Raw genomic sequence first — 19,927 nt, 5'->3', positions numbered from 1 at the left:
TCCTTAGTTCAGCAACCCCAAAATTTATAATTCATCTTTGATAATTCATCCTTGATTTCAATTTATCTAACCTTTCTTCCAATTCAGTGGTAAGTTGTTCGATCCGATGATCATTACTTAAGTAGGGAGAGGTAGTTTGAGCGATTCTGAATAGTTGAGTGGCGATTAATTGTTGTTTTTCACCCCAAAGTGTCTTGACTGAATGCAACTGATCTTGTTTGAGCCAATTGAAGCAAAAGTTAGCATAACGGATTGAGGAACGAATTCCCCGTGCTGTTCTAGGATATAAATCCCACAGAGGCATGATATATTGGGGTTGGTATTTCAAACCAACGGATAAGCACCAATCCTGCCATTTAAATGCCAAGATACTTGGATTAGTGCAGATGGGAATCCAGGGAATTCGTAGGGCATCGGCTACAATTGCTCCATGCATGGCTTCTGTTAGTAAGATGTTGGTTTTGCTGATAGCAGATAATACTTGCTCGACAGGCAAACGAGGGTCAATATACTTAAAGCCGATTTGTTCACAGATTTGATGCCAGGCTTGACCGCCATATCTGGCAGATTTAGCATGGGGCATAACGGCAAATTGATGGATTTTTTGACTGGTTGGATGGAAGAGTCGTCTGACTAGCACTGCTCCATCGGTAACGGCTAATTGAGGGGAAATGTCTAAGGCTTTTGCTGAGAGGGGTCCTCTTACACAGTAAATTGTCCAGGAATCTTGGAGTTTTGGTAATTTTTCATAACCGACTCCGGTACTAAAAATGATGATTCGGCGAGCATTGGGTAAACGCTTGGGGAGTAAATTATTTAGGAGGGTACCGATTCCAACAAAGGCGGTGCTTTCATCGTCATCTAGTAAGTTAGGGATTAACTGTTGCCATAACCAAGGGTTTAGGTCATCTCCAAAGTTATTGATACCACCAGGGAATCGTTTGGGTGAGTATTGGTAGTAGAAGAGTTTCATTACTGTTATCCCCTTTCATTGATTAGGTGAATCAATGCTTGCCTTATTTTATTTATCTATAGCATTTTCATGAGATAATTACTTTGAGCCATTTATGGCATGGTTTTTCCCCCAAGCTCATGGTAACATTAACTGGTCACAGAGCTATGAATCACTGGATACAGATCCGAACGGGGTTATAGTAAAAATGAGATTATTCAGGCTAATTGAGTGGATGATGGTGTTACCGGAAGAACTGGAGGGTGATTTTAGAATTGAACTAAAGCCTACTCAGGAGCAAAATCGGATGCCATAAATTACGGGTTTTGAGGGAGATGGAATGCTGAAAAATGCTCAGGAGTCAGTCATATAAGTTTTGGAGACGGGATTTAAAGAAAGTTGTCCCAGAACAGTTTAGCGATCGCATTAATATTATTGATGACTTAGCACTACTGAAACAACTTCATCAGCAGTCAATCACTGTTGCGTCACACCCTACACCCGGTTTCCTTTTTACCCTTATTGTCACCCCCTCAGGTTATAGCCAGATCCAATTGCTCCCTGGGTTAAGCACGACTCTGGAGTTTTTTGCGCCACATCAGCCTATCTTTACTGGAAGCCACATCCCGATTGTTCGGCTGTAATTTCAGGGCTTTGTCGTAAGCCGCGATCGCTTCGTCTAATTTCTTAAGCTCCTTGAACAGGTCTCCCAGGCTTTTGTAGGCTGGAAAATATTCGGGATTCAAAGCAATGGCTTTGTGATAAGAAGCGATCGCGTTTTCTACATCTTTAGCTTGGAGCTGAGCATTCCCCAAGCAGTGATAAGCCCCTGGTTGGTCTGGCTGTAACTGAATCGCTTTGTTATAGTTAGCCATGGCGAGCTCGAGATGGTCAGCTAAAAGGTGGGCATTCCCCAATAGGATGTAGGTGATGGCATGGTCTGGTTGTAATGCGATCGCTTTAGTATAGGTAGCGATCGCCGACTCTAAGTTTCCTTGGTACTGGAAAGCTTGCCCGAGGATTCGGTACATCCAAGCCTGTTCGACAGACAGCTCAATCCCTTTTTGGTAACTGGCAATTGCTCCGTTTAGATCCTGTTGCATCAACTGAGCCGAACCCAGCCTAAAATAGACCTGTTCATGATCTGGCTGTAACTTAAGAGCTTCGGTATAGGCAGTTATGGCTTCGGAGAACTTCTGTTTCTGGCTCAGAGCATCTCCTAGGTTTTTATAAACTTCAACTGGTCCAGACGGTGAGAGTTGAAGGGCGTTTTGGTAGTTGAGGATGGCGGTTTCGAAATCCCCTTTCTCAAAGGCTGAGTCACCTCGGCGGCGATAGACCTCAGAATTGGCTTCCTCTTTGGTGATCTCGTCTGGGTCAGGATTGACACTCACCTGAACTGTTGTGGTCTTGGAACCTTTGTGTTTGAACCAAGTTATCCCCTCTTCCACCAGATCCAGTTCTAAACAGTAGTGACCCTCAGCCATGGGTGTGGTCACCTCCAAGAACAGTTCAATTTCTGAGTCGGGGGGCAAATCCGAACCCAAGTCTACTCGGCCATCAGACCACTGTCGGACTTTGCCATTGTGATCTAACCAGTGATTCCCGACTCGGATGCCACTCTTAGCGGTCTCAAGCCAAGTCAGGGAGGAGAGATTCTTGACTTTGACCTCAATTACCAGAGTCTGACCAGGGAGAGCGACGAGAGATGTGGGAGCCGTCAGCTGGGCGCGATAGGCATGGTTGGGTAGTAAGGGATATTTGGTCTGATTGAGGGGCAACTGGGGTGGAGTTGGCTGTGACTGAGTTTTCTCAATGTAATACTGCACTTTTTCCACCAAAACCTGAATCTTGGGTTTATTAACCTGAATCTTGGGTTCATTGAAGAACTCCCCATGACGACCAGGAACTAGGTCAACATAGAGTTCTCCTGGATAGAATTTGCTCCAGCCTAGTTCTGGGTTGCGGAAGAATTTGTAGGGGTTAAACTTACTCTGACGACCAAACAACAGGGCAATCGGACCAGGATAGGGTCGGGGGATGAATCTTTCGACCAGACAAAGTAAAGTCACGGTTTTGCCTTGAGAAATAAGTTGTTGGGCAATTTCAAAGATGATCGATGCACTTTGACAATTTCCTCCCAATAGGTAAGGACCATCTGGCTCCACGGCTAGGATTTCCCCGAGGTAGTGAGCTGCTAAGGCTTGAATGTTCTTTTGGGTATATTTCATGATCAGGTGCCCCGAGCGCATGCCGTAGATAGGCTGGTCAAAACCTAGATACTTCGCCAGTTGACTGAGTTCTCTAAACCCCTGCAAGCACCAGAATAAGGGCTGTTTAGACCCATTGGTGTTCATGCCCACGATCAAGGATTTGGGTCTGACCCGTTTACCTTTCCATGCAAGAGTGTAGAGTCGCAGTTGATGATAGATTTCTGTTGAAAGTTGAGGCAGGGTTAGCCTCACCCGTTCTTGGGCACAGGAAAGGGGTAGGTTTTCGTTATGTTGGACAGGGTTAACCGGAGGAGCCTGATCTTTTAATTTGGCGTTAGTCCCAGCAGCTTTCGGGAAATCTGAAAGTTTTGTTTCAGACTGGGTTTGGCTCGAAGGATTAACACCGGATTGTTTGGGATTGGAGGATGCCATTTTTAATTAATGTCAGGTAAAAACTCAGGGGGGAAAACGCGATCGCTTAACTATCTCACTTAACTATCTCAATAGGTTCCAATCAATAGGATTTAATAGCCGCTGCTTCCGCGTACCTTATCGGCTGTATGCTTAGTTAATACTTTGTTGCGATAAATAGTCTGATATAAATTGAGATATTTATCTGCCATTTTATGGGCATCAAAATCTTGTTCTACTCTGGTTCGTGCTGTTCGAATCATCAGCAACTTTTCCTCTGGCGTCATCTCCAGCAATAATTTCATTGCCTCTATTAGCTTGTTTTGATTACCAACTTCATAGATTATTAATTCTGAACCGGCCTTAGCGATTTCTTTCATTACTGCCAGGTTAGGCACAATGCAAATAATTCCTGCAGCCATAGCTTCTAAAACTGCATTGGGCAAACCTTCAAAACTCGAGGTAAGAATGGATACGCTTCCTGGATTCACCCAATCCCACGGCTTTTTATTGTAGCCTAAAAACCTAACAGATTCAGACAATCCCAGGGTTTTTACCTGATTGAGGCATTCTTCCTTTAAGCTGCCATCCCCAATAATTGATAAGCGACAATCAGGGTAATCAACAATGATGGCAGCAAATGCATTGATGAGAATTAGAGGATTCTTCTGTGGCTCTAGTCTACCAACATAAACAAATTCCACTGGTTTTTGGTGGTCATAACTACAGTCACATTCATATTTTTCAATAAGCACACCATTATGAATAACCTCCAGGGAATGAGGAGGAATTCCTTCAACTTCTTCAGCATATTTTCTAACAGCTTCCGCATTGCAAATTATGCAGTCAGTGATGTTAGCGAGATCACGCTTAATCTTCCTATGCTTTGCAGTTTCATTAAGGTTTACGTTGCACTCCCTAGTAATAATTACCGGAACACCAGCACTGACAGCAGCTTGTCTACCAAGGGTATCTGCCCAAAATAAATGGGTATTAACGAGATCAGGCTGAAGTTGCTTGAGTATCTGAGTCATCCATTGGATGATTTCGAGTGGCTTACCTTGATCTAATTGAGAAGCCATTAACCTACTGAATACAGGAGTTCCCAGAGCTTGAAAATCTTTTCTATCTGACTCGTCTGACTGATTCGTAACAATAATATTTTTAATAATATTTTTATTTTGCTTATCAACAAGACAGTAAATCAGGGTTTTAAGGAAGGTGTTAACTCCTCCACCCTTTAGATTTAGTTCTGGAATTATATGAACAATAGTCAAGGGTTTGGGCATGGTTAGTTACTCTGTCAATTTGAATAGCTATAGCGGTTTTAAATTAGGTGAGGTACATATTTTGAGGGAGTAGGGAGCAGGGAGTAGGGAGTAGGGAGCAGTGAATTCAGAAGACGTAAGAGCTAAGAGGGAGGGTAAAAATTATGTGTACCTCATTAGATTAACAAATGCTATATATTGCAATGGCTACGTTAATGCTGTCTGTAAATACTTTTTTATTAGTTAGCAATTAAATTCGATAAAATAGTGATACCATAAAAATATATTGACTGAGATTATAGTCATAAATTTTAAGGAAAAAATATATGGTAAATCAACTTAATTTTTTGTATAAGTTACCCTAATTAAGTCCTAATTTATTCTCAAATATAAAGGCATTTTAATCAATATATTCTACCTCAAGATTGGCATCTACTTCTGTGGCAATAATTTATTTGAGTTGATTGACTACAGTTTCCGAGTTGAACATACCCTAAATCAACCAATTATAAAGCCAACAATAAATATAGCGGTTTATAGCCTAATGAGGTACACAGAATTTTTTCCCTGTTCCCTGTTCCCTGTTCCCTGTTCCCTCTTTTATCTTCCCTGTTCCCTGTTCCCTGTTCCCTGTTCCCTAAAACCCAAAAATTTGTACCTCACCCAATTGCAAACCGCTATAAATAAGTTAATTATCAGTTATTTTTTCGGGTTTAGTGATAATCTTGCCTTGATCATATCGAAGCCATCCTGGTGGTTGATTGAGTAAGTCACATCGGGCAATTCTCTGAGTTTGATAAACTCCTTAATGGCTAAGATAGCTTGTTGATTGTTTGGGGTAAATTGAACCACTCCAAAATCATCATAATAGGTATCCTTTTTGAAATCAAATTTAATGTCATTTAGCTGAGAAACCCTGTCTATATCTAGCTTTCGACGAGACAGAGTTTTGGCGTGATTGTACATGACAACTGTTTGGTTCATAAAAGATATATTTTTGACATAATTCTGGATTTTTATCAGATATTCTTGATATCTCTTGGACTCATCATTTAACATTAAAAATCTGTCTTTAATCACCTGTGGTAGGAGATGGAAAAAAGGGGTTACATTGGTAGCATTAAGGACATCATCCCAATAACCAACAAGTTCAAAAAAATCTTTTCTAAATGCCCAAGCACCACCATCTGAATAATTTTGATGCTTACCATCAAGATATGCTTTAACAATTGACTTGCGAGTACGCCACTTGTTTTCACTATATTCTTGCTTAAGCAAACTGCAGCAATGAATAATTTGGTTTTCTCTAAGAGCTGGTGCTAATTGTTCTGACCAATTAAGGTCAGTAAATTCGATGTCGGCATCACATCTAATGATCAGGTCATAACCAAGTTCGATTAGTTTCTGTGTGGCTATATTTAAAGCATTGTTTTTATGAAATTTAACGTGATTAGTTTTGAGGCAAATCACATTATCCAGGTGACTCAAATGGAATGGCTTGTCAGATAACTGAATTTCAACGGTTAAGAGAAATAATCGGCATTTCTCAATATGTTTACGAAATTTAAGGTAACATTCATATCTTTCTTCGTTGTCGAAAAAGTTGAAATAAGAGGCAGCACAAGCTATTTTCATGTTTAAATTCAGTTGATTTTAGTGTTGAGTAATTTTTATCTTTAGCATTCAGGCAGATAAGTCTCTGTCTATCAAGCTTATATCCTTAATGGCAAGCTGCCGTTAGTCAAAATACTGCTGGAGAGAAAGACCTGTGGAAGCTCTTGGTAGATGCAGGTTAAGGGCCCATCCGTCAGGACATTTTTCCCTGTCTTCATAGAGCTTGAGACTGACTCAAGCCTAATCGCGCTTTTTTTTGGCTGCAGTATACATCACTATTAGTTTATGAAAAAACTGGAAAGTTCTTATAAAGAACTTATCAAGAAACTGAGTAAAACTAGTGTTTTTTGATAAATTTTAAGTAAAATATATCCATCCCTGAGAGAAAAAATATATCCATCCCTGAGGGGAGCACACTGAAAAACGCGATCGCATTAATCCTTTATTGAAATCTTGCACTAATCCCAATAATCCACCAGGGATTAAACTCCCACAGCGAGTAAATCAAGTCTTTTCAAGAGGACTAAGCTGTCCCGCATTTAAAGACCTTTTATTAAAAAAAACCTAAAACTCTTTTACCTGTATTGATGCAATAGCCAGTGGGGTTTCTCCCACTCGCGCTTTGCATCAAGAAAACAAGTAAGCAAAAGTTTAATCTGAGTTATGGAAAGCACCTCAAGCAGCGTGAGCCTTGGCCGTTGGCCACGCTACTTGAGGTGCTCACGGCTGACGGCTGACGGCACCTCAAGCAGCGTGCGCGTAGCGCATATGCTTACAGCTCAATGGCTTTTTGGTAGTTTGCGATGCCTTGACAATTGAGTCAAGTTTTTTTATAATGGGATGATAAGTGCGAAATTGATCTGTCCGCAGATAGCGCATCGGTAAAGTATTATAGAATTCCCAATAAAGGTGTTTCAAGCCCTTTTTGAGGGGAGGAGTCATTTACTGATAAATTGGCTCTTTTCCAGTTTGAATCCACTTCAAAATTTGTTGTACGCGCTTGTCCGTAGTGTGAAATTTACGAATACGCCGACGGGCATTCTCTGTGATTTGTTGGGCAAAAAGAGCATCTGATTGCAAGCGCTGAATATGAGCAGCCAGTTCATCTGGGGTATTAAAGAGTAAAATCTCTTTTCCATCTTCAAAAAGTGCTTTGTTACGCGGTCGATTGGGAATCTCCCAAGAAAGTACAGGTCGTCCAGCAGCCATACCCTCAATCACACGAGGTGTGTAGGACTTGACAAAGTGGGGCAGATTGACAACTGCCACACCCAACTGTAACCCGCGCAGCCAGCGTATATAGCTGCGTTTGCGGATGCGACGTACCGCATTTAGATAGACATAATAAAAAGGAAGGGCAAGAGGATTTTGGATCAGACAACGTACAGGACGGCTGTGTAAGCAATCGAAGACTTGTGCATACAGTGTGCCCTGATCAGGGGAACTTAGACGACTGAAATGCTGTTGCAGAAGAGGGTGCTTCAGCCACATCTGTCGTCCATGATGGACACCCCCACTAAAAAATGCTTGATTGTAGGTAGGTGGTGGTACATCTTCGTGAATCAAGCTGCCCACCACAGGGCTGGGAGACCACATACAAGGCAGCCCTGAACCGTATTCTACCTTTGCCACATCAGCTTCATCATAAGCTACCACATGGGTTAAATAAGGCAAAAATTTCTCAACCACTGCTTGTCTGCGTTGCAAGTGTGGGTGTACGGCCATTTCTTGATCCGTGTAATCGTAAACCGACTCCGTGAGCAAGCCCACACGGACGGGCGCTAAAGTGGCAAGCATCGCCAATTGCGCTTCGCTAATGTCACCCCCGTGTCTAGGCGAGATCAGCAAATCGTTGATCCACAGCAAATCATTGATCCACACTTGATCAAAACGCTGCTCTCCAACGATCTCTTTTGCCAGTGATATCCACGGCGTCAAGATTGTCAAGAACTGGACGTTGTTGGCATGGAATCCCACTTCCCAACCAACATGGACATTATATGACCATGGCCGTGCCACTCGCCAATTGTCGATTTCGCACTGTACTAGAAGAATTTTGATCGGTTTCAAGCAGCCCCCTCTTTGATGTAATAGTTGTCCCTGTTTTCAAGAATGCGGGTCAAATCATTTAACCACGCTTGGCAAATCGAGACCTCCAGTGCGGTAACAAATCCAGCCTCTGCCAAAGATGTGTAGACTACTTGCAAATTTTCAAGGGGATTTTCTGCCAATTCCAGTGTGTCCAGCAAAGCTACAATTGCTTTGACCCCAAGGTAACATTCTACTTCTTGCTTGAAATCTGTCATCAGGTCGTGTGGATTGCGCTTTTGGTAAACGTCAGCAGGCTGAAATCCGAGATATATACCTTGGTTCCACATTAGTTTTTGGGCAATATATCCACGCAATATATCGGTAAACCGGAAGCTTGTAGTTGAAGGCAGATAAAGGTAAGGAAAGGCATCTCTATGCCAAAATGTGTTTTGTGAATTGAAGGGACAATATTGCTCCTTTCCCAAAAACACAGAGCTATTCTTGGCAAAGGTAATGTTTTCACCGATGATCAAGCGGTAAATAGCATCCACATCAGGGTCTAAATCGACCAACCCCTGCCAAACCCCAATCGAGACAGGCTCGGTATTAAGAAGCTGATGCTCGGTCTGATGCTGGATTTCATCTAAAGGGTACCCTCGCGGCCAAACTAGCTTTTCTGTGAAATAACGATAGATGTTTACAAATTTTTGTTCGGTCACATATTGCCTGTGGCCATAAAAATCGTAGATTCCCCAACTCTGGGTAGGCCAGTTGTCATCATCGGTGTCATAAATCACCTCTGCCCCTGCTTGAATCCCATACAAATAACCAATATTTTTGCGAGCGTAGTGATTATATGGGCAGTGCTTAACCAACTCATATCCTAACTTTTCTTGTTCGCTAACCGATAGAAAAGTCAGATTTGCTGATGAGTCGATGGCAGGTGTCTTGCAGTCACCTACTAAGACAATATGCCAATCTTGAAATTGTTCAAAATGACTAATACCTTCTGTTTTATCATTAATTGTGGTAACAATAATATACTTTTTCGTCATAAGAACTTCTATACCTTCCACTGGGATAGTTTAACGGGATGGACATACAGCAAATCTGGTGTGAAATATGACTCGAACAACCTAGAAATCTCATAATTGTAAGATTGGGCTTTATCTGTAAAGGCAGCCTTTTCTGGTACATTCCACATCTCATAACCATGCCAAGCCGTATCCGCTTCGGTCACGACCTTCGGACAACTCAAGGCCAACGCGGTGGGAATCGCCACCTCCACAAACAAATCCATCGCCCCAAAGACCCCACAATAATGAGAAAACTTCTCGAAGACACTGGCTGGAACGACAATAAAATCAGAATATCCATTGAGGAGCGGATATGGCATTTTAAGGTTTGACCGATTTTTCAATAAAAATAGTAAAGCCTCCAGAAATCGCCAAGGTTCATAGTAGTACTCTCGGTATTCACGTCGAATCATAGGAAAGAAGCTATGGGCTAGCAAATTTCCCACAGATAAGCGACCAGTTATTTCTATTTGCTTGGCTTGCAGGATAGCAATAGCCATCGCCAAGGATGGAATTTCATCTCGATAGGTCACCCACGCAGAATTGGCTATGTATTTGCGTATCACGTCTAGCTTGTGATACCAACCAAAAGAGACTTTTTCCAGAGGTATCAGGAACTTGATATATCCTGAATCTGGATTTAACCCCAATGTTTCAATCAAATTTTGAGCGTTTAAGTCGGGATGTAGGAGTACATCATCCCCAATGAATACATAATAATCACTCGCGGGAAGACGAGATTGGGCTTGAGCAATATAGCCCTGAAAACAAGCCGATGATTCAAATACAGGGATAATATTGTTCGCGTTTCCCTGATAAAAAGGCATCAGATGGTAAATATGTTCAAATCTGTGGCCATACAGCTTCTCAATTTTGGGAACATTTTTAGTAAATTTGTGATTATAAATCACCAGCAAACACACTTTTAACGACATCTTGATGATCCTATGACAACTGTTTCCATAATGATGGAAGGCGACAAGCCAGGTGCCTGTAATATCAAGTCTGGTTCAATACCCATAATTAAGGGGAGTGTGGGGAGGGTGACTCAGGTGTTAGTCGTAGTTGATCGGGACTGAGCAGGTGAGTTGGAGGAGGTAATGGACGCCCCTCTTCTCAGTAAAGCCCTAGATCATAAACGCCGAACCGGTGCAAGACCAATCAATTGGTGTGCTTTTGTGAGCTCAGAAGATGATCAAGTTTTAGGAAGTGTTACAGCATTTTGGAGCTCGATTGAGATGCAATTACCCTGACCGTTATCTTTATAAAAGTAGATCATGAGCCATATCCACCATAGTTTTATTGAAAGCATTTGCTTTTGTCCTACCTTCCGTGTTAATGCCAACTTCTTTAGCCCTTGCAGTACATCATGCTGGATTTTCTCTCTTTCACTTTGAGTCAACCTGAATGAACTTATACAAGTTCGATAAAGTTGGGAGAGTAACTTAGCCACGTTAAGGGTTTCTGCCAGGTTGATTGCCTTCCATTGATGAACATGCAAAGCATGAGTGGTTTCAAAGGAGAGTTCTTGAGATAAGAAAGCGCAAAGTGTTTTCCGCTGGGCAAGGATCGCGTTTTTGGCTTGTGCTTGACGATGGATATAGCTAACATTTCGACCATGTCTTCGATAATGCAACAGAATATTTGGCAAATTCGTGATCTCTGTGTGAAAACAAGCCCTCAACAAGAAATCATAATCCTCCGCATGGACAAAAGTAGTGTCATACCCTTTTAATTGTTCGTAAATTATTCGCCGAACCATCATTGTTGGATGGGCAACGGTTTGAGAATTATTAAAAAAGAGGTTCCAACGAACAATACCGGGCTGGCTAGGGTAATAGCAGTCTGTACTCTCGGACCTATTTGTTTCGTCAAACAAGATGGTAATGGCAGTCCCCAAAATTCCTATCTCTGGATGTTCTTCCAAAAATTGGACCTGTTGCCTTAAGCGCTCTGGCAAGCTAATATCGTCTGCATCCATCCGAGCCACATATTTCCCCCGCACCATCTTCAACCCACGATTTAGCGAATCGACGATTCCCAGATTGCTTTGATTGGTAACTCTAACAATGCGTGGATCATTGTAATTATCCAAAATCCTAGGAGTTTCGTCTGTTGAGCCATCATCAACAATGATAAATTCAAAATTGGTGAGGGTTTGACTCAATATGCTATCAACGGCCTCACGTAAATATAAGGTACCGTTGTAAACTGGCATTAGGACGCTAACCAGTGGCGTCTCGGTTATTTGACTCATACTTTGATCCAATTGTCAGGGAGTAAATCTCGTGTATCTAAACGAGGGTCGTTAAACCACTTCTTCGGGGCAAACACTTTCTTATTCAAATTTGGATTGAGCCAAGCTGCCCACCAGCTAAAGCTGCTATTGGCAATAATGTGATGCTGGCAATGAGACATCAGCCACAAATCTTCATAATCTCTAAGATGGTTATTATGGGTGACAAATGTCATAGGGTAGTCCAAACATAGATTTTCTTTTACCCAAATAGGGTGATCAGAGAAAACAAAGAAATGCGGATGAAGCACTTCTTTAGCAATCTGCTCGACGCATTGCTGGTAATAAGTCAAACTACAGGTACCGTGTAATTGGTTAGTCCCTGGATTCGAGACATAATCACCTCTTCTAACATGAATGCTAACGGAGTGACTATTTGCTATCATTTCGGCTATTTTTTTACTCTGAGCATTTGGCTCATATTTACATGTATACTCACGCCGAATAACATCTTCAATATCCAAAAAATACTTCTCGCTTTGCCAGTAGCCGTCTAAATAAATCTTGTCAGAGCTAGTCATGATATTTGGGTGAAATGGCATCAACTGCTCTTCCCTGAAAACCTTCCAGCTTGCAAACCGCTTCATTACTTGTCTTAAGCGAAGAATAACTGGATTCGACTCTTTTGTTTGTCTTAATGACTTGAGTGCTGCCAATTCTTCCGAGCTAGCAAAAGCTTGTTTAATCTGAAACCAATACAAGTTGTACGTGCGAAGTAGATCATGGTCAAACGATGAAATATCTAGCTTCACTTGAACATTATTAACGAGGGCTATTTTACGTCCGATTGCATATTGAAACATCTGATTGCCCAATCCACCACTCAATCTCACGATAACAACGCCCATGCACTTACCTTTCATTGGAACCTATGCCACTACTTTCTCTCAACAGATGGAGTAGGTACTTATCGAGGAATTTCGTGATGATTTTTATCCAAAGCCAAAAGAATTTTTGGGAATGGCAAATTCCATGATTCCGGGTAACAGTAGCTCGGTGACAAAGTTTTCGGTGGATGATGGATAAAATAGCGATTAAGATGACTTTCGTCGTGCCAAACGGCAATATAATTCTTGCTAAGATCCTGATTTACATTCTGTTTGATATAATGGCACATGGTCAAGAATGCATCCGTGCGTCCACCATTGAATGCACCAGCGTAATAAACCTCGCCCTGATCGGGAGCTATATAAGCAGTAGAGATAGGGTTCGTTTCATAGGTGCCCCGTAGGCGTTTGTTTGTAATTCGAGGAGTTATGCCAATTTTTTTTAATAGATGATTTTCTAATAGACGATCAAATTTTGATTTCAGGCGCGGCATCAAACAATAGCCGGGATGATCTACTCCTACCAAGCCCGATGACGTGTTGGGCAGAATCTCGTCGCAACACAGGGAAACGAAACGCATATCTACATCACAGCAAAAGAGAAAATCCATGTCGCTCAACACTGCTCGGTACTGATCAAAAAAGTGATAGCGCATTAGGGTTATCAGTGGCCAAGGTAGATGTGGGATTTTTATAATTTTCATATTTTGATATTGCTTCATATCATCTTGATCACTAAAAAAAAAGTAGGTCACATCATGATTATTCATAAAAAACTTAGATGCACTTTCATATAATCCCTCCATAAAGCGATGGTATTTTCCGGTGCAAATTATTAATAATCCAACTTTATATCGATTTTCCATTTGAAGTCCTTCTTCAAGCTCTTTGGGTCTGATTCCCCGCAGCTTGCTGTGTCTGTGAACAACAACCCTCGCAGGGTACTGTGGAACAATAGCAAACCGCTTAGGGTGTGAGCAATCGTGAAGTGATACTCCGCTGCTTGCAGCGAGGATGTTCATTTCGTTGTAGGTTGATAATGCCATACCAACTTGGGGCAAACAATGCCATCCTAGCTTTCTGGATAAGTTGAGCCGTGATTGCCTATCCCATCCACATTAAATGAGAGTACAGATACTAATATTATGTTCGGATAATTAGTGATAAAAAACCATCTCCGATTAAACCTTACTCCTTTACTTCTGCCTTCAGCATAGCTGCCTTCTGCCTTCGATTCGGCTAGAGTGTAAGTATTCAACCGGACATGATATAAATGCTTACACCGCTTCACCCTTGGCACAGAATGAGTTGTCGAGATTGCTCATAAAGCTTACCCAATGTTTCAATATCATTACAGATGACTTCATATAAAAAATTATCGAAATAATGGTATTGCTTTCGAGACCGAAACAGCAAGCCAAAGGGCACGCTAAAGAGTAAAAGTAAACTGTACTTGACAACTTGTACTATAATAAATATCAGCTTTGAGTTGGAAGGCGGATAAACGAAATAACAGTTACGCCCTTGGGCAAAACGGGCGGAAATAATCCAGTGCCAGCTCATCTTTTCGGAGCGCACCAAGTGGTAGAGCCACAACCTTGGCTCATAATAAATCACGGCCTGTGGCATGGTGGCACAGATACGGTGGAGTAACTCCGTTTCTTCCCCATAACCAATCTTTTGGCCGCTCATGCCTAATTTTGGATCGAAGTCTCCAATGCATTCAAACAAGTTGCGCCGCAAAAAAAGATTTGAGCCATAGAGGACTTCTGCTCTTTCTAGGTGCTGTGCTTGGGAATAAGGAAAATTAGAGCCATAGATATCCTTGTACCAAGCTGGCTTGGGCGTGTTGTAGAAAGCAAAAGAAGGTCCACCAAACACTGTGGGTGATACGCCCTCAATCACCTCTTTAGCAACCGCTAACCACCCTTCTGGTACCTTACAATCATCATCAATATAAGCCACATACTCGCCCTTTGCCTCATGCCAGCCCCGATTACGGGCATGAGAAAGCCCTTGTTGCGGCTCGAAGCAGTAACGTACATGGGGGTAGCGTGCCACAAATGACTGGCTTACGGTAGCCGTCTGATCAGTTGAGTTGTTATCGACCACAATAACTTCGTATTCGGAGTGCTCAAGGGTCTGCTGGCAAACGGTGTGTAAAGCATCGGTGAGCAAATCGGCTCGGTTATAGGTACAAATAATGACGGAGATCAAGGTTTTCCTCCCAGACATGGTAAATTAACAAGTTATAGCGCTACGCGCAAGGCAAGAGGCAAGAGGCAAGAGGCAAAAGGCAAAAGTTTACTACAAAAGCTTTTCAGCTTGTATCAATGTCAAACAGCTTAATGCGTAGTGCTATAATTTTTGCTGTTTCGCACCCCTCTTGGCCAAAGCCTTTCTTTGATTTCCCGGGGCGCAATCGTTACTGGCTGCTTTTGGAAAAAGGAGCCATAGGTGGCTTGAAAGTGACGAATCTGGCACACCATAAAAGGGAAGAACTGGTATCGCTTGAGGATGAGTTCCCGTGCGTATGCAATGGCGTCCAGATTCTGCTGCCAAGGGTTGCTGGCTATAGCCTCCTTAATTTTCTCCACCGCAGCATCTGGCTGGTTAATGTCGATTTGGATTAAGCTCTAGGGGGGGAAATAATCGGTAATCCCCGTGCAGCCATAATAAATGGGCATACACCATGCTAAATAGCAATCGGCTAGCTTTTCACTCCAGTACAAAGGGTTGCTATAGTTTTCAATGGCTAAAGAATAGCGATAAGAAACCAAACCATCCCATTTATCATCTATCGGATTAAAGTCCCGTCCCCACAGATCGAAATCCAATTTTCCTTGAATCTGCTCTAAAAAATACATCCGGACACGATGCCCTTTCAATACTCTTTGTCCACTGGTAATCCAAGATAGTTGCTGGGTTTTCTCAGGTGCTTTAAAAGAAGCCAGAAAATCATAATCTTGATTGATATGCCAAGGCAAAGCGGGTTGGCTATGGATATACTGTGACCCTGTTAGGTCCACATCGGTGGTGAACATGCGAAAAGAGTAAGACGGATTGACATGCCAAGGCTTTCTAAATTCAGTGGGTGGTTCTTGAACCATCGACCAGATATGTTCTGGGGGACAGTTGATGGTGGTGGTTTTACTAGCTCCATTTAAGACGATGACATAATCGCACTCTTCGACAGGTTCTAAGGTAAACTTTATTCCTTCCCAGATGCCACTATGATTTGGGCTTTGTCGTAATAGATCAGGCCAATCCCAGTTTGCAATAATGCGAACTAACGTCATCTGATCTTCCTCCTCCAAATCTAGTTTGCTTGACCCTAATCCTTAACCCCGTCATAAATTGGATTTTTCCTCTGTCTTTGAGTGGTTGGTGCCAATGCGCCTCGCCATAAGGGTTTTCCAAAGCAATAAAACTGATTTTTTCATACATTCTGATTAGCTCGCTGCTAGACAGAATGCAATTCGGTCTATATAGGGCAAGCAGCAACTGACAATCCCTTTGAGTCTCCCTGGGAATTGTCCACGTAACAACTGGTGGCTGTATAGCCACAGCAAATGGCCAATTTTACGCCGCCCAGTAATTTGGCGGCGAGCTAGGGCGTTACGATACGCACGACGATGATTTTTGTCTCCGAGTCTGCGTTTTTGTGGGTTATGGCTTTGTGAATTTGGCACATAACGATATTTATATAGTGCTAGATCAACAAAAACAAAGGGTGTCACCTCCTCCATTTTGTAGACTAAATCCCGATCTTCGGCATACAAGATGCTTGGATCAAGCCCCGTACTTTTGGCATATGCCGAGCGTCGAAAGGTTCTCATGGCACCCACTCCATGCATCAAACTCGTGCGGCCTGATGGGATGGCAGATGAAAGATATGACCCGATTTTGGCTGTTAACTCTTCATTGTAATAATCTTGGTTGGTGTAGACAAAACCCGCCTCAGGATACTCACAATAAGCTTGCAAAACGAGTTCTGTTGCCTCTGGGTACAGTGCATCATCGGGATCTAAAATGCCCACGATATCGGTGGTAGCCTGTTCAATTAAGCGGATGAGCGTGGGTGTATAACCAATATTTTGCTCGTTTTTTAAGAATTTAATTTTTTCAGTAAGTTGCGAATTTATTATCTGTATCGAATTATCCGTGCTTTGATCATCAACGATGATAGCACGCCAATTAGGAGAGCTTTGTTGGTGGAGGGAGTTGAGGCAATCTGTGATATACTTACCGTTGTTATAGTTGGCAATGAGGTAAGTGATTTCTTCCATCTCTAGTAATTTCTCTGTTACTTGTTGTCTAAAAAATCCCAGAGTTCTTGGTAAGCCTTGGTGTATCCAAATAACACCAGATCTTTTCTATACCGTCTGGAAACCATCTCGGCCAATTCTTTTGTGTAGTATGCTCGGTAATCTGGTGGTGTATTCTTGAGGTGCTCAGTTGATGTTAATTTTGGTAAGTCCTGTTCAAAACCATATTTCTGAGCGATTTCTGCCCAGGAATCCGCTAAGGTTTCAAAACGCCCTATCCAATCAGGCAATAACTTTCCCCCATGGGACAAAATGGCGTACTGAGATTTAAAATGTTTCTCAGCAAGATAGTCAGGAATTTTGGTAATGATTTTGACAAATTCATCAAAAGTAGCATCCAAAGGAATATACCCCTCGAATAAATATCTACCAGGATTAAACTTAGTCTGGTGGCGCACCTGAATTAGTTTATTCTTATAACAAGAGACTAATCTATCAAAAGGATTTCGCACAAAGGCAAATTTGTAAAACTCTTGCTGTTGCGGGTTTAACCTGTCTCGTTCAATATGCCAAAACGGATCATTATGTATGAAATGCTGGAACTCGACTTGATAAGCCTTGCCAATTGCGTACAAAATGGAGGTACTGGCAACTTTGGGAACTTCTATAAAAACTAGCCTTCGATCCGCGAATACATAGAACTTCCGTGGGTCATATTCAGAGAAACAGAACCACTCTGATGGTATAACTCCTATATTAATCGCCATCTTCTGAATGAAATAAAAAGCGTTGCTTAGCATACTCAGCTCCCGTCTGCAATCTAGTTGTTAATATAGTTGTTATGGTTGGAGTCAGAATGATGATTGGTTGCTCAAGTGCCAGTAATTCAAGTAAATGTCTTCTAGTTTTATCCGCAATTTGGGATAACCTGTAACGATGGTTATACAATCAATATGAGCATACAGCAGAGCATCTATGATCCGTTGCAAAACTGTCTTTTCACCGTACTGTAATAATGCTTTATGAGTATGGTTAGTCAAGGGCCGCATCCGCCTTCCATAACTAGCCGCTAAGATAATTGCTCTGAAATTATTACTATTGATTGCCATTTTTATAAAACTAAAAAGCTATAGTCATATTTTCAATATCTTATTAACATCATCAATGCTCAAGACATACCTTTCTGGATCATGGCCAGGTTTAAAATAATTGTTTAAATGAGTATTCCAAATTCGGCATCTTTGCAGACAATCATTTCCGTAAGCCCTTTTCAGATATTCGTCTGCTTTATGGGGAGCATAAATCTCAAAGTCACAGAATTTAAATTTTCGCAAAGGGAATATTTCATGCTCATCTAGAGATGTGTAATAGCAACCTTGAGATGCCCATTTTCTTTGTTCATATATAAAAAGGTCAAAATTGTCGGCAATTTGATAATAATTTTTAGAAATTTTTTTCAAATAACATCCATGTTGATTGAGTAGATATTCTAAAGATAAAAGTCGATTTAGATCTGATTCTTTCATCTCAATATCAATATCGTTATCCCAAGGGATGAAACCTTGATGTCGAATAGCACCCATTAGGGTGCCATCAATAGCCCAATAATTGATATCATGCTCCCTAAGTAGAGAATTTATAAATTTAAATTGCTGCCAAAGCCTTAAATGTATCGCTTTATTTTTTTTAGCAAGAACCACTACCATGTCTTTCGCTGAAATAGTCTCACTTGAGCGAGTTGCCAACTGGATAGTTCTTTCATAATTAGCCATTAAGTTTGAGAAGAGTGGGCTATTTTTGAGAGAATCACCATGATCAGATTCTAAAGGCGCTATATTAGACTGGTTCATGGTTTTGGTCTCATTTGCTACTTGCACTATGTTTGTAGCAAGGTTATCGATTTTTTCCAATTTCTGTAGTGCGATAGGGATAGATAATAAGTACCACCACAGTTCATTATGGAACTCCTCATTCCCTGGATCAGACTTAATAGCCTTAATGTAAAAGGCGATCGCCTCTTCACAATTACCTTGCTGTGCAGCAACACCACCTAAATTTTGGTAAACCGCCGACATTTCAGGATTAATCTGAATAGCCTTCCTATAAAATTTTGCAGCTTGATTTAGATTTTGCCTATAACTCAATGCTTTACCTATATGGTAATAAAACTTCTCTAGACACGTTGATTCTATTGCTTTTGAATAAGATGATAAAATTGCTTCAACGTCTAAAAAACCAGAGAATTGAGGATTTTTATCTCGCAGGCTTATAGCTTTAGAATAGGTTGTTATAGCTTTTTCGACATGCTCTAAATTTGCGTAACTATCCCCTAAACAAATATAAAGCTCAGGATGCTCTGGATTAGTTCTGATTCCTTTTTTGTAAATTGAAATTGCTTCTGATAATCTTTCTTGAATTTCTAAAGCATTCCCCAGTCTTTTATAGATAAAGCTGGGTTGATTAGAGTTGATTTCAATAATTTTTTTGTAATTATAAATCGCATCATTTAATTGATTGTTGTTATAATGTACATAACCTAAAGCTAGGTATAACCAACCTGGCTGCTCACCATGACTATCAATAGCTTTTTGAGAATTAGCAATTGCTTTATCTGGTTTATTCATCTTATGATTATCCAATAAAAAACGTCTATATACAAAGTTTTTTTGATAATGTAACTATTAGCAATATTAATATTTTTTAAATTTCTATTTTACTAAGGGTTTAATGTTTATATAAATTACTTATAGCGTTTCTAGGACTCATGAGGTACACATTATTTTTTCCCTCTTCCCTCTTCCCTTCCCCTCCTGGGAGGGGTTAGGGGTGGGTTCCTCTTCCCTCTTCCCTGCTCCCTGCTCCCTGCTCCCTGCTCCCTGCTCCCTGCTCCCTGCTCCCTGCTCCCTGCTCCCTGCTCCCTGCTCCCTGCTCCCTGCTCCCTGCTCCCTAAAAACCAGAAATTTGTACCTCA

General features: G+C 41.4%; 19 protein-coding genes. 3 read left to right on the top strand and 16 right to left on the bottom strand.

Annotated elements, in window-relative coordinates:
- Positions 1 to 31 precede the first annotated feature (31 nt).
- Positions 32 to 973, bottom strand: a complete 942-nt coding sequence (locus tag F6J90_RS00095) for a polysaccharide pyruvyl transferase family protein (RefSeq protein ID WP_293090520.1) — start codon at positions 971 to 973, stop codon at positions 32 to 34.
- Positions 974 to 1,067: 94 nt separating this feature from the next.
- Between F6J90_RS00095 and F6J90_RS00090 the strand changes: the two genes are divergently transcribed.
- Entirely contained in the window at positions 1,068 to 1,268 is a 201-nt protein-coding gene (locus tag F6J90_RS00090; protein WP_293090519.1) for a hypothetical protein, read from the top strand.
- Between the two features lie 250 nt (positions 1,269 to 1,518).
- On the opposite strand, the gene F6J90_RS00085 is transcribed toward F6J90_RS00090, so the two are convergent.
- Both F6J90_RS00085 and F6J90_RS00080 read right to left on the bottom strand, forming a co-directional pair.
- Positions 1,519 to 3,597: a tetratricopeptide repeat protein gene (locus F6J90_RS00085; RefSeq protein ID WP_293090518.1), complete on the bottom strand. Its 2,079-nt coding sequence runs from the start codon at positions 3,595 to 3,597 to the stop codon at positions 1,519 to 1,521.
- Positions 3,598 to 3,689: 92 nt separating this feature from the next.
- A complete protein-coding gene (locus F6J90_RS00080; RefSeq protein ID WP_293090517.1) occupies positions 3,690 to 4,865 on the bottom strand; it encodes a glycosyltransferase in 1,176 nt (391 codons plus the stop codon).
- A gap of 523 nt (positions 4,866 to 5,388) precedes the next feature.
- Between F6J90_RS00080 and F6J90_RS00075 the strand changes: the two genes are divergently transcribed.
- Entirely contained in the window at positions 5,389 to 5,613 is a 225-nt protein-coding gene (locus tag F6J90_RS00075) for a hypothetical protein (RefSeq protein WP_293090516.1), read from the top strand.
- Here F6J90_RS00075 and F6J90_RS00070 read toward each other — a convergent pair.
- From F6J90_RS00070 to F6J90_RS00035, 8 genes are all read right to left on the bottom strand, one after another.
- Positions 5,544 to 6,479 carry a hypothetical protein gene (locus F6J90_RS00070; protein WP_293090515.1) on the bottom strand — a complete coding sequence of 312 codons (936 nt, stop codon included), beginning with the start codon at positions 6,477 to 6,479 and terminating at the stop codon, positions 5,544 to 5,546. The two genes, F6J90_RS00075 and F6J90_RS00070, sit on opposite strands and share 70 nt — an antisense overlap.
- 921 nt (positions 6,480 to 7,400) lie before the next feature.
- Positions 7,401 to 8,477, bottom strand: a complete 1,077-nt coding sequence (locus tag F6J90_RS00065) for a glycosyltransferase (RefSeq protein WP_293090514.1) — start codon at positions 8,475 to 8,477, stop codon at positions 7,401 to 7,403.
- 47 nt (positions 8,478 to 8,524) lie between these two features.
- The gene (locus tag F6J90_RS00060) at positions 8,525 to 9,544 is read right to left on the bottom strand and encodes an STELLO glycosyltransferase family protein (RefSeq protein ID WP_293090513.1); all 1,020 of its coding nucleotides are present in this window, start codon (positions 9,542 to 9,544) and stop codon (positions 8,525 to 8,527) included.
- An 8-nt stretch (positions 9,545 to 9,552) separates the two neighbouring features.
- Entirely contained in the window at positions 9,553 to 10,500 is a 948-nt protein-coding gene (locus F6J90_RS00055; protein WP_293090512.1) for a hypothetical protein, read from the bottom strand.
- A 260-nt stretch (positions 10,501 to 10,760) separates the two neighbouring features.
- The gene (locus F6J90_RS00050; protein WP_070392279.1) at positions 10,761 to 11,822 is read right to left on the bottom strand and encodes a glycosyltransferase; all 1,062 of its coding nucleotides are present in this window, start codon (positions 11,820 to 11,822) and stop codon (positions 10,761 to 10,763) included.
- Positions 11,819 to 12,709: an alpha-1,2-fucosyltransferase gene (locus F6J90_RS00045; RefSeq protein ID WP_293090511.1), complete on the bottom strand. Its 891-nt coding sequence runs from the start codon at positions 12,707 to 12,709 to the stop codon at positions 11,819 to 11,821. Before F6J90_RS00045 ends, F6J90_RS00050 begins: the two co-directional genes overlap by 4 nt.
- Before the next feature lie 59 nt (positions 12,710 to 12,768).
- Positions 12,769 to 13,749 carry a hypothetical protein gene (locus F6J90_RS00040; RefSeq protein WP_293090510.1) on the bottom strand — a complete coding sequence of 327 codons (981 nt, stop codon included), beginning with the start codon at positions 13,747 to 13,749 and terminating at the stop codon, positions 12,769 to 12,771.
- A 226-nt stretch (positions 13,750 to 13,975) separates the two neighbouring features.
- A complete protein-coding gene (locus tag F6J90_RS00035) occupies positions 13,976 to 14,905 on the bottom strand; it encodes a glycosyltransferase family 2 protein (protein ID WP_293090509.1) in 930 nt (309 codons plus the stop codon).
- A gap of 116 nt (positions 14,906 to 15,021) precedes the next feature.
- Here F6J90_RS00035 and F6J90_RS00030 point away from each other — a divergent pair, with 116 nt between their 5' ends.
- On the top strand, positions 15,022 to 15,321 hold the full coding sequence (locus F6J90_RS00030; protein ID WP_293090508.1) for a hypothetical protein: 300 nt from the start codon (positions 15,022 to 15,024) through the stop codon (positions 15,319 to 15,321).
- A gap of 3 nt (positions 15,322 to 15,324) precedes the next feature.
- On the opposite strand, the gene F6J90_RS00025 is transcribed toward F6J90_RS00030, so the two are convergent.
- The 5 genes from F6J90_RS00025 to F6J90_RS00005 all read right to left on the bottom strand — a co-directional run bounded on the left by F6J90_RS00025 (position 15,325) and on the right by F6J90_RS00005 (position 19,580).
- A complete protein-coding gene (locus tag F6J90_RS00025; RefSeq protein WP_293090507.1) occupies positions 15,325 to 15,987 on the bottom strand; it encodes a glycosyltransferase family 10 in 663 nt (220 codons plus the stop codon).
- A gap of 153 nt (positions 15,988 to 16,140) precedes the next feature.
- The gene (locus tag F6J90_RS00020) at positions 16,141 to 16,977 is read right to left on the bottom strand and encodes a glycosyltransferase family 2 protein (protein WP_293090506.1); all 837 of its coding nucleotides are present in this window, start codon (positions 16,975 to 16,977) and stop codon (positions 16,141 to 16,143) included.
- A 17-nt stretch (positions 16,978 to 16,994) separates the two neighbouring features.
- A complete protein-coding gene (locus tag F6J90_RS00015; RefSeq protein ID WP_070392275.1) occupies positions 16,995 to 17,756 on the bottom strand; it encodes a sulfotransferase family 2 domain-containing protein in 762 nt (253 codons plus the stop codon).
- A 51-nt stretch (positions 17,757 to 17,807) separates the two neighbouring features.
- On the bottom strand, positions 17,808 to 18,065 hold the full coding sequence (locus F6J90_RS00010; protein WP_293090505.1) for an NTP transferase domain-containing protein: 258 nt from the start codon (positions 18,063 to 18,065) through the stop codon (positions 17,808 to 17,810).
- A 24-nt stretch (positions 18,066 to 18,089) separates the two neighbouring features.
- Positions 18,090 to 19,580, bottom strand: a complete 1,491-nt coding sequence (locus tag F6J90_RS00005; RefSeq protein ID WP_293090504.1) for a LicD family protein — start codon at positions 19,578 to 19,580, stop codon at positions 18,090 to 18,092.
- Positions 19,581 to 19,927: the final 347 nt, after the last annotated feature.

It is taken from the genome of Moorena sp. SIOASIH (genome assembly GCF_010671925.1).
In the GTDB taxonomy this organism is placed as follows: Bacteria; Cyanobacteriota; Cyanobacteriia; order Cyanobacteriales; family Coleofasciculaceae; genus Moorena.
Note: the sequence above shows the minus strand (reverse complement) of the source record. Positions and strands in the feature narration are given on the sequence as shown.

Excerpts from the sequence above, each read along its gene's own strand:
- F6J90_RS00050 (WP_070392279.1), bottom strand. The coding sequence starts at position 11,822 with ATGAGTCAAATAACCGAGACGCCACTGGTTAGCGTCCTAATGCCAGTT.
- F6J90_RS00045 (WP_293090511.1), bottom strand. The coding sequence starts at position 12,709 with ATGGGCGTTGTTATCGTGAGATTGAGTGGTGGATTGGGCAATCAGATG.
- F6J90_RS00070 (WP_293090515.1), bottom strand. The coding sequence starts at position 6,479 with ATGAAAATAGCTTGTGCTGCCTCTTATTTCAACTTTTTCGACAACGAA.
- F6J90_RS00020 (WP_293090506.1), bottom strand. The coding sequence starts at position 16,977 with ATGGAAGAAATCACTTACCTCATTGCCAACTATAACAACGGTAAGTAT.
- F6J90_RS00030 (WP_293090508.1), top strand. The coding sequence starts at position 15,022 with ATGTCAAACAGCTTAATGCGTAGTGCTATAATTTTTGCTGTTTCGCAC.
- F6J90_RS00085 (WP_293090518.1), bottom strand. The coding sequence starts at position 3,597 with ATGGCATCCTCCAATCCCAAACAATCCGGTGTTAATCCTTCGAGCCAA.
- F6J90_RS00005 (WP_293090504.1), bottom strand. The coding sequence starts at position 19,580 with ATGAATAAACCAGATAAAGCAATTGCTAATTCTCAAAAAGCTATTGAT.
- F6J90_RS00055 (WP_293090512.1), bottom strand. The coding sequence starts at position 10,500 with ATGTCGTTAAAAGTGTGTTTGCTGGTGATTTATAATCACAAATTTACT.
- F6J90_RS00095 (WP_293090520.1), bottom strand. The coding sequence starts at position 973 with ATGAAACTCTTCTACTACCAATACTCACCCAAACGATTCCCTGGTGGT.
- F6J90_RS00075 (WP_293090516.1), top strand. The coding sequence starts at position 5,389 with ATGAGGTACACAGAATTTTTTCCCTGTTCCCTGTTCCCTGTTCCCTGT.
- F6J90_RS00080 (WP_293090517.1), bottom strand. The coding sequence starts at position 4,865 with ATGCCCAAACCCTTGACTATTGTTCATATAATTCCAGAACTAAATCTA.
- F6J90_RS00015 (WP_070392275.1), bottom strand. The coding sequence starts at position 17,756 with ATGCTAAGCAACGCTTTTTATTTCATTCAGAAGATGGCGATTAATATA.
- F6J90_RS00010 (WP_293090505.1), bottom strand. The coding sequence starts at position 18,065 with ATGGCAATCAATAGTAATAATTTCAGAGCAATTATCTTAGCGGCTAGT.
- F6J90_RS00090 (WP_293090519.1), top strand. The coding sequence starts at position 1,068 with ATGGCATGGTTTTTCCCCCAAGCTCATGGTAACATTAACTGGTCACAG.
- F6J90_RS00025 (WP_293090507.1), bottom strand. The coding sequence starts at position 15,987 with ATGACGTTAGTTCGCATTATTGCAAACTGGGATTGGCCTGATCTATTA.
- F6J90_RS00060 (WP_293090513.1), bottom strand. The coding sequence starts at position 9,544 with ATGACGAAAAAGTATATTATTGTTACCACAATTAATGATAAAACAGAA.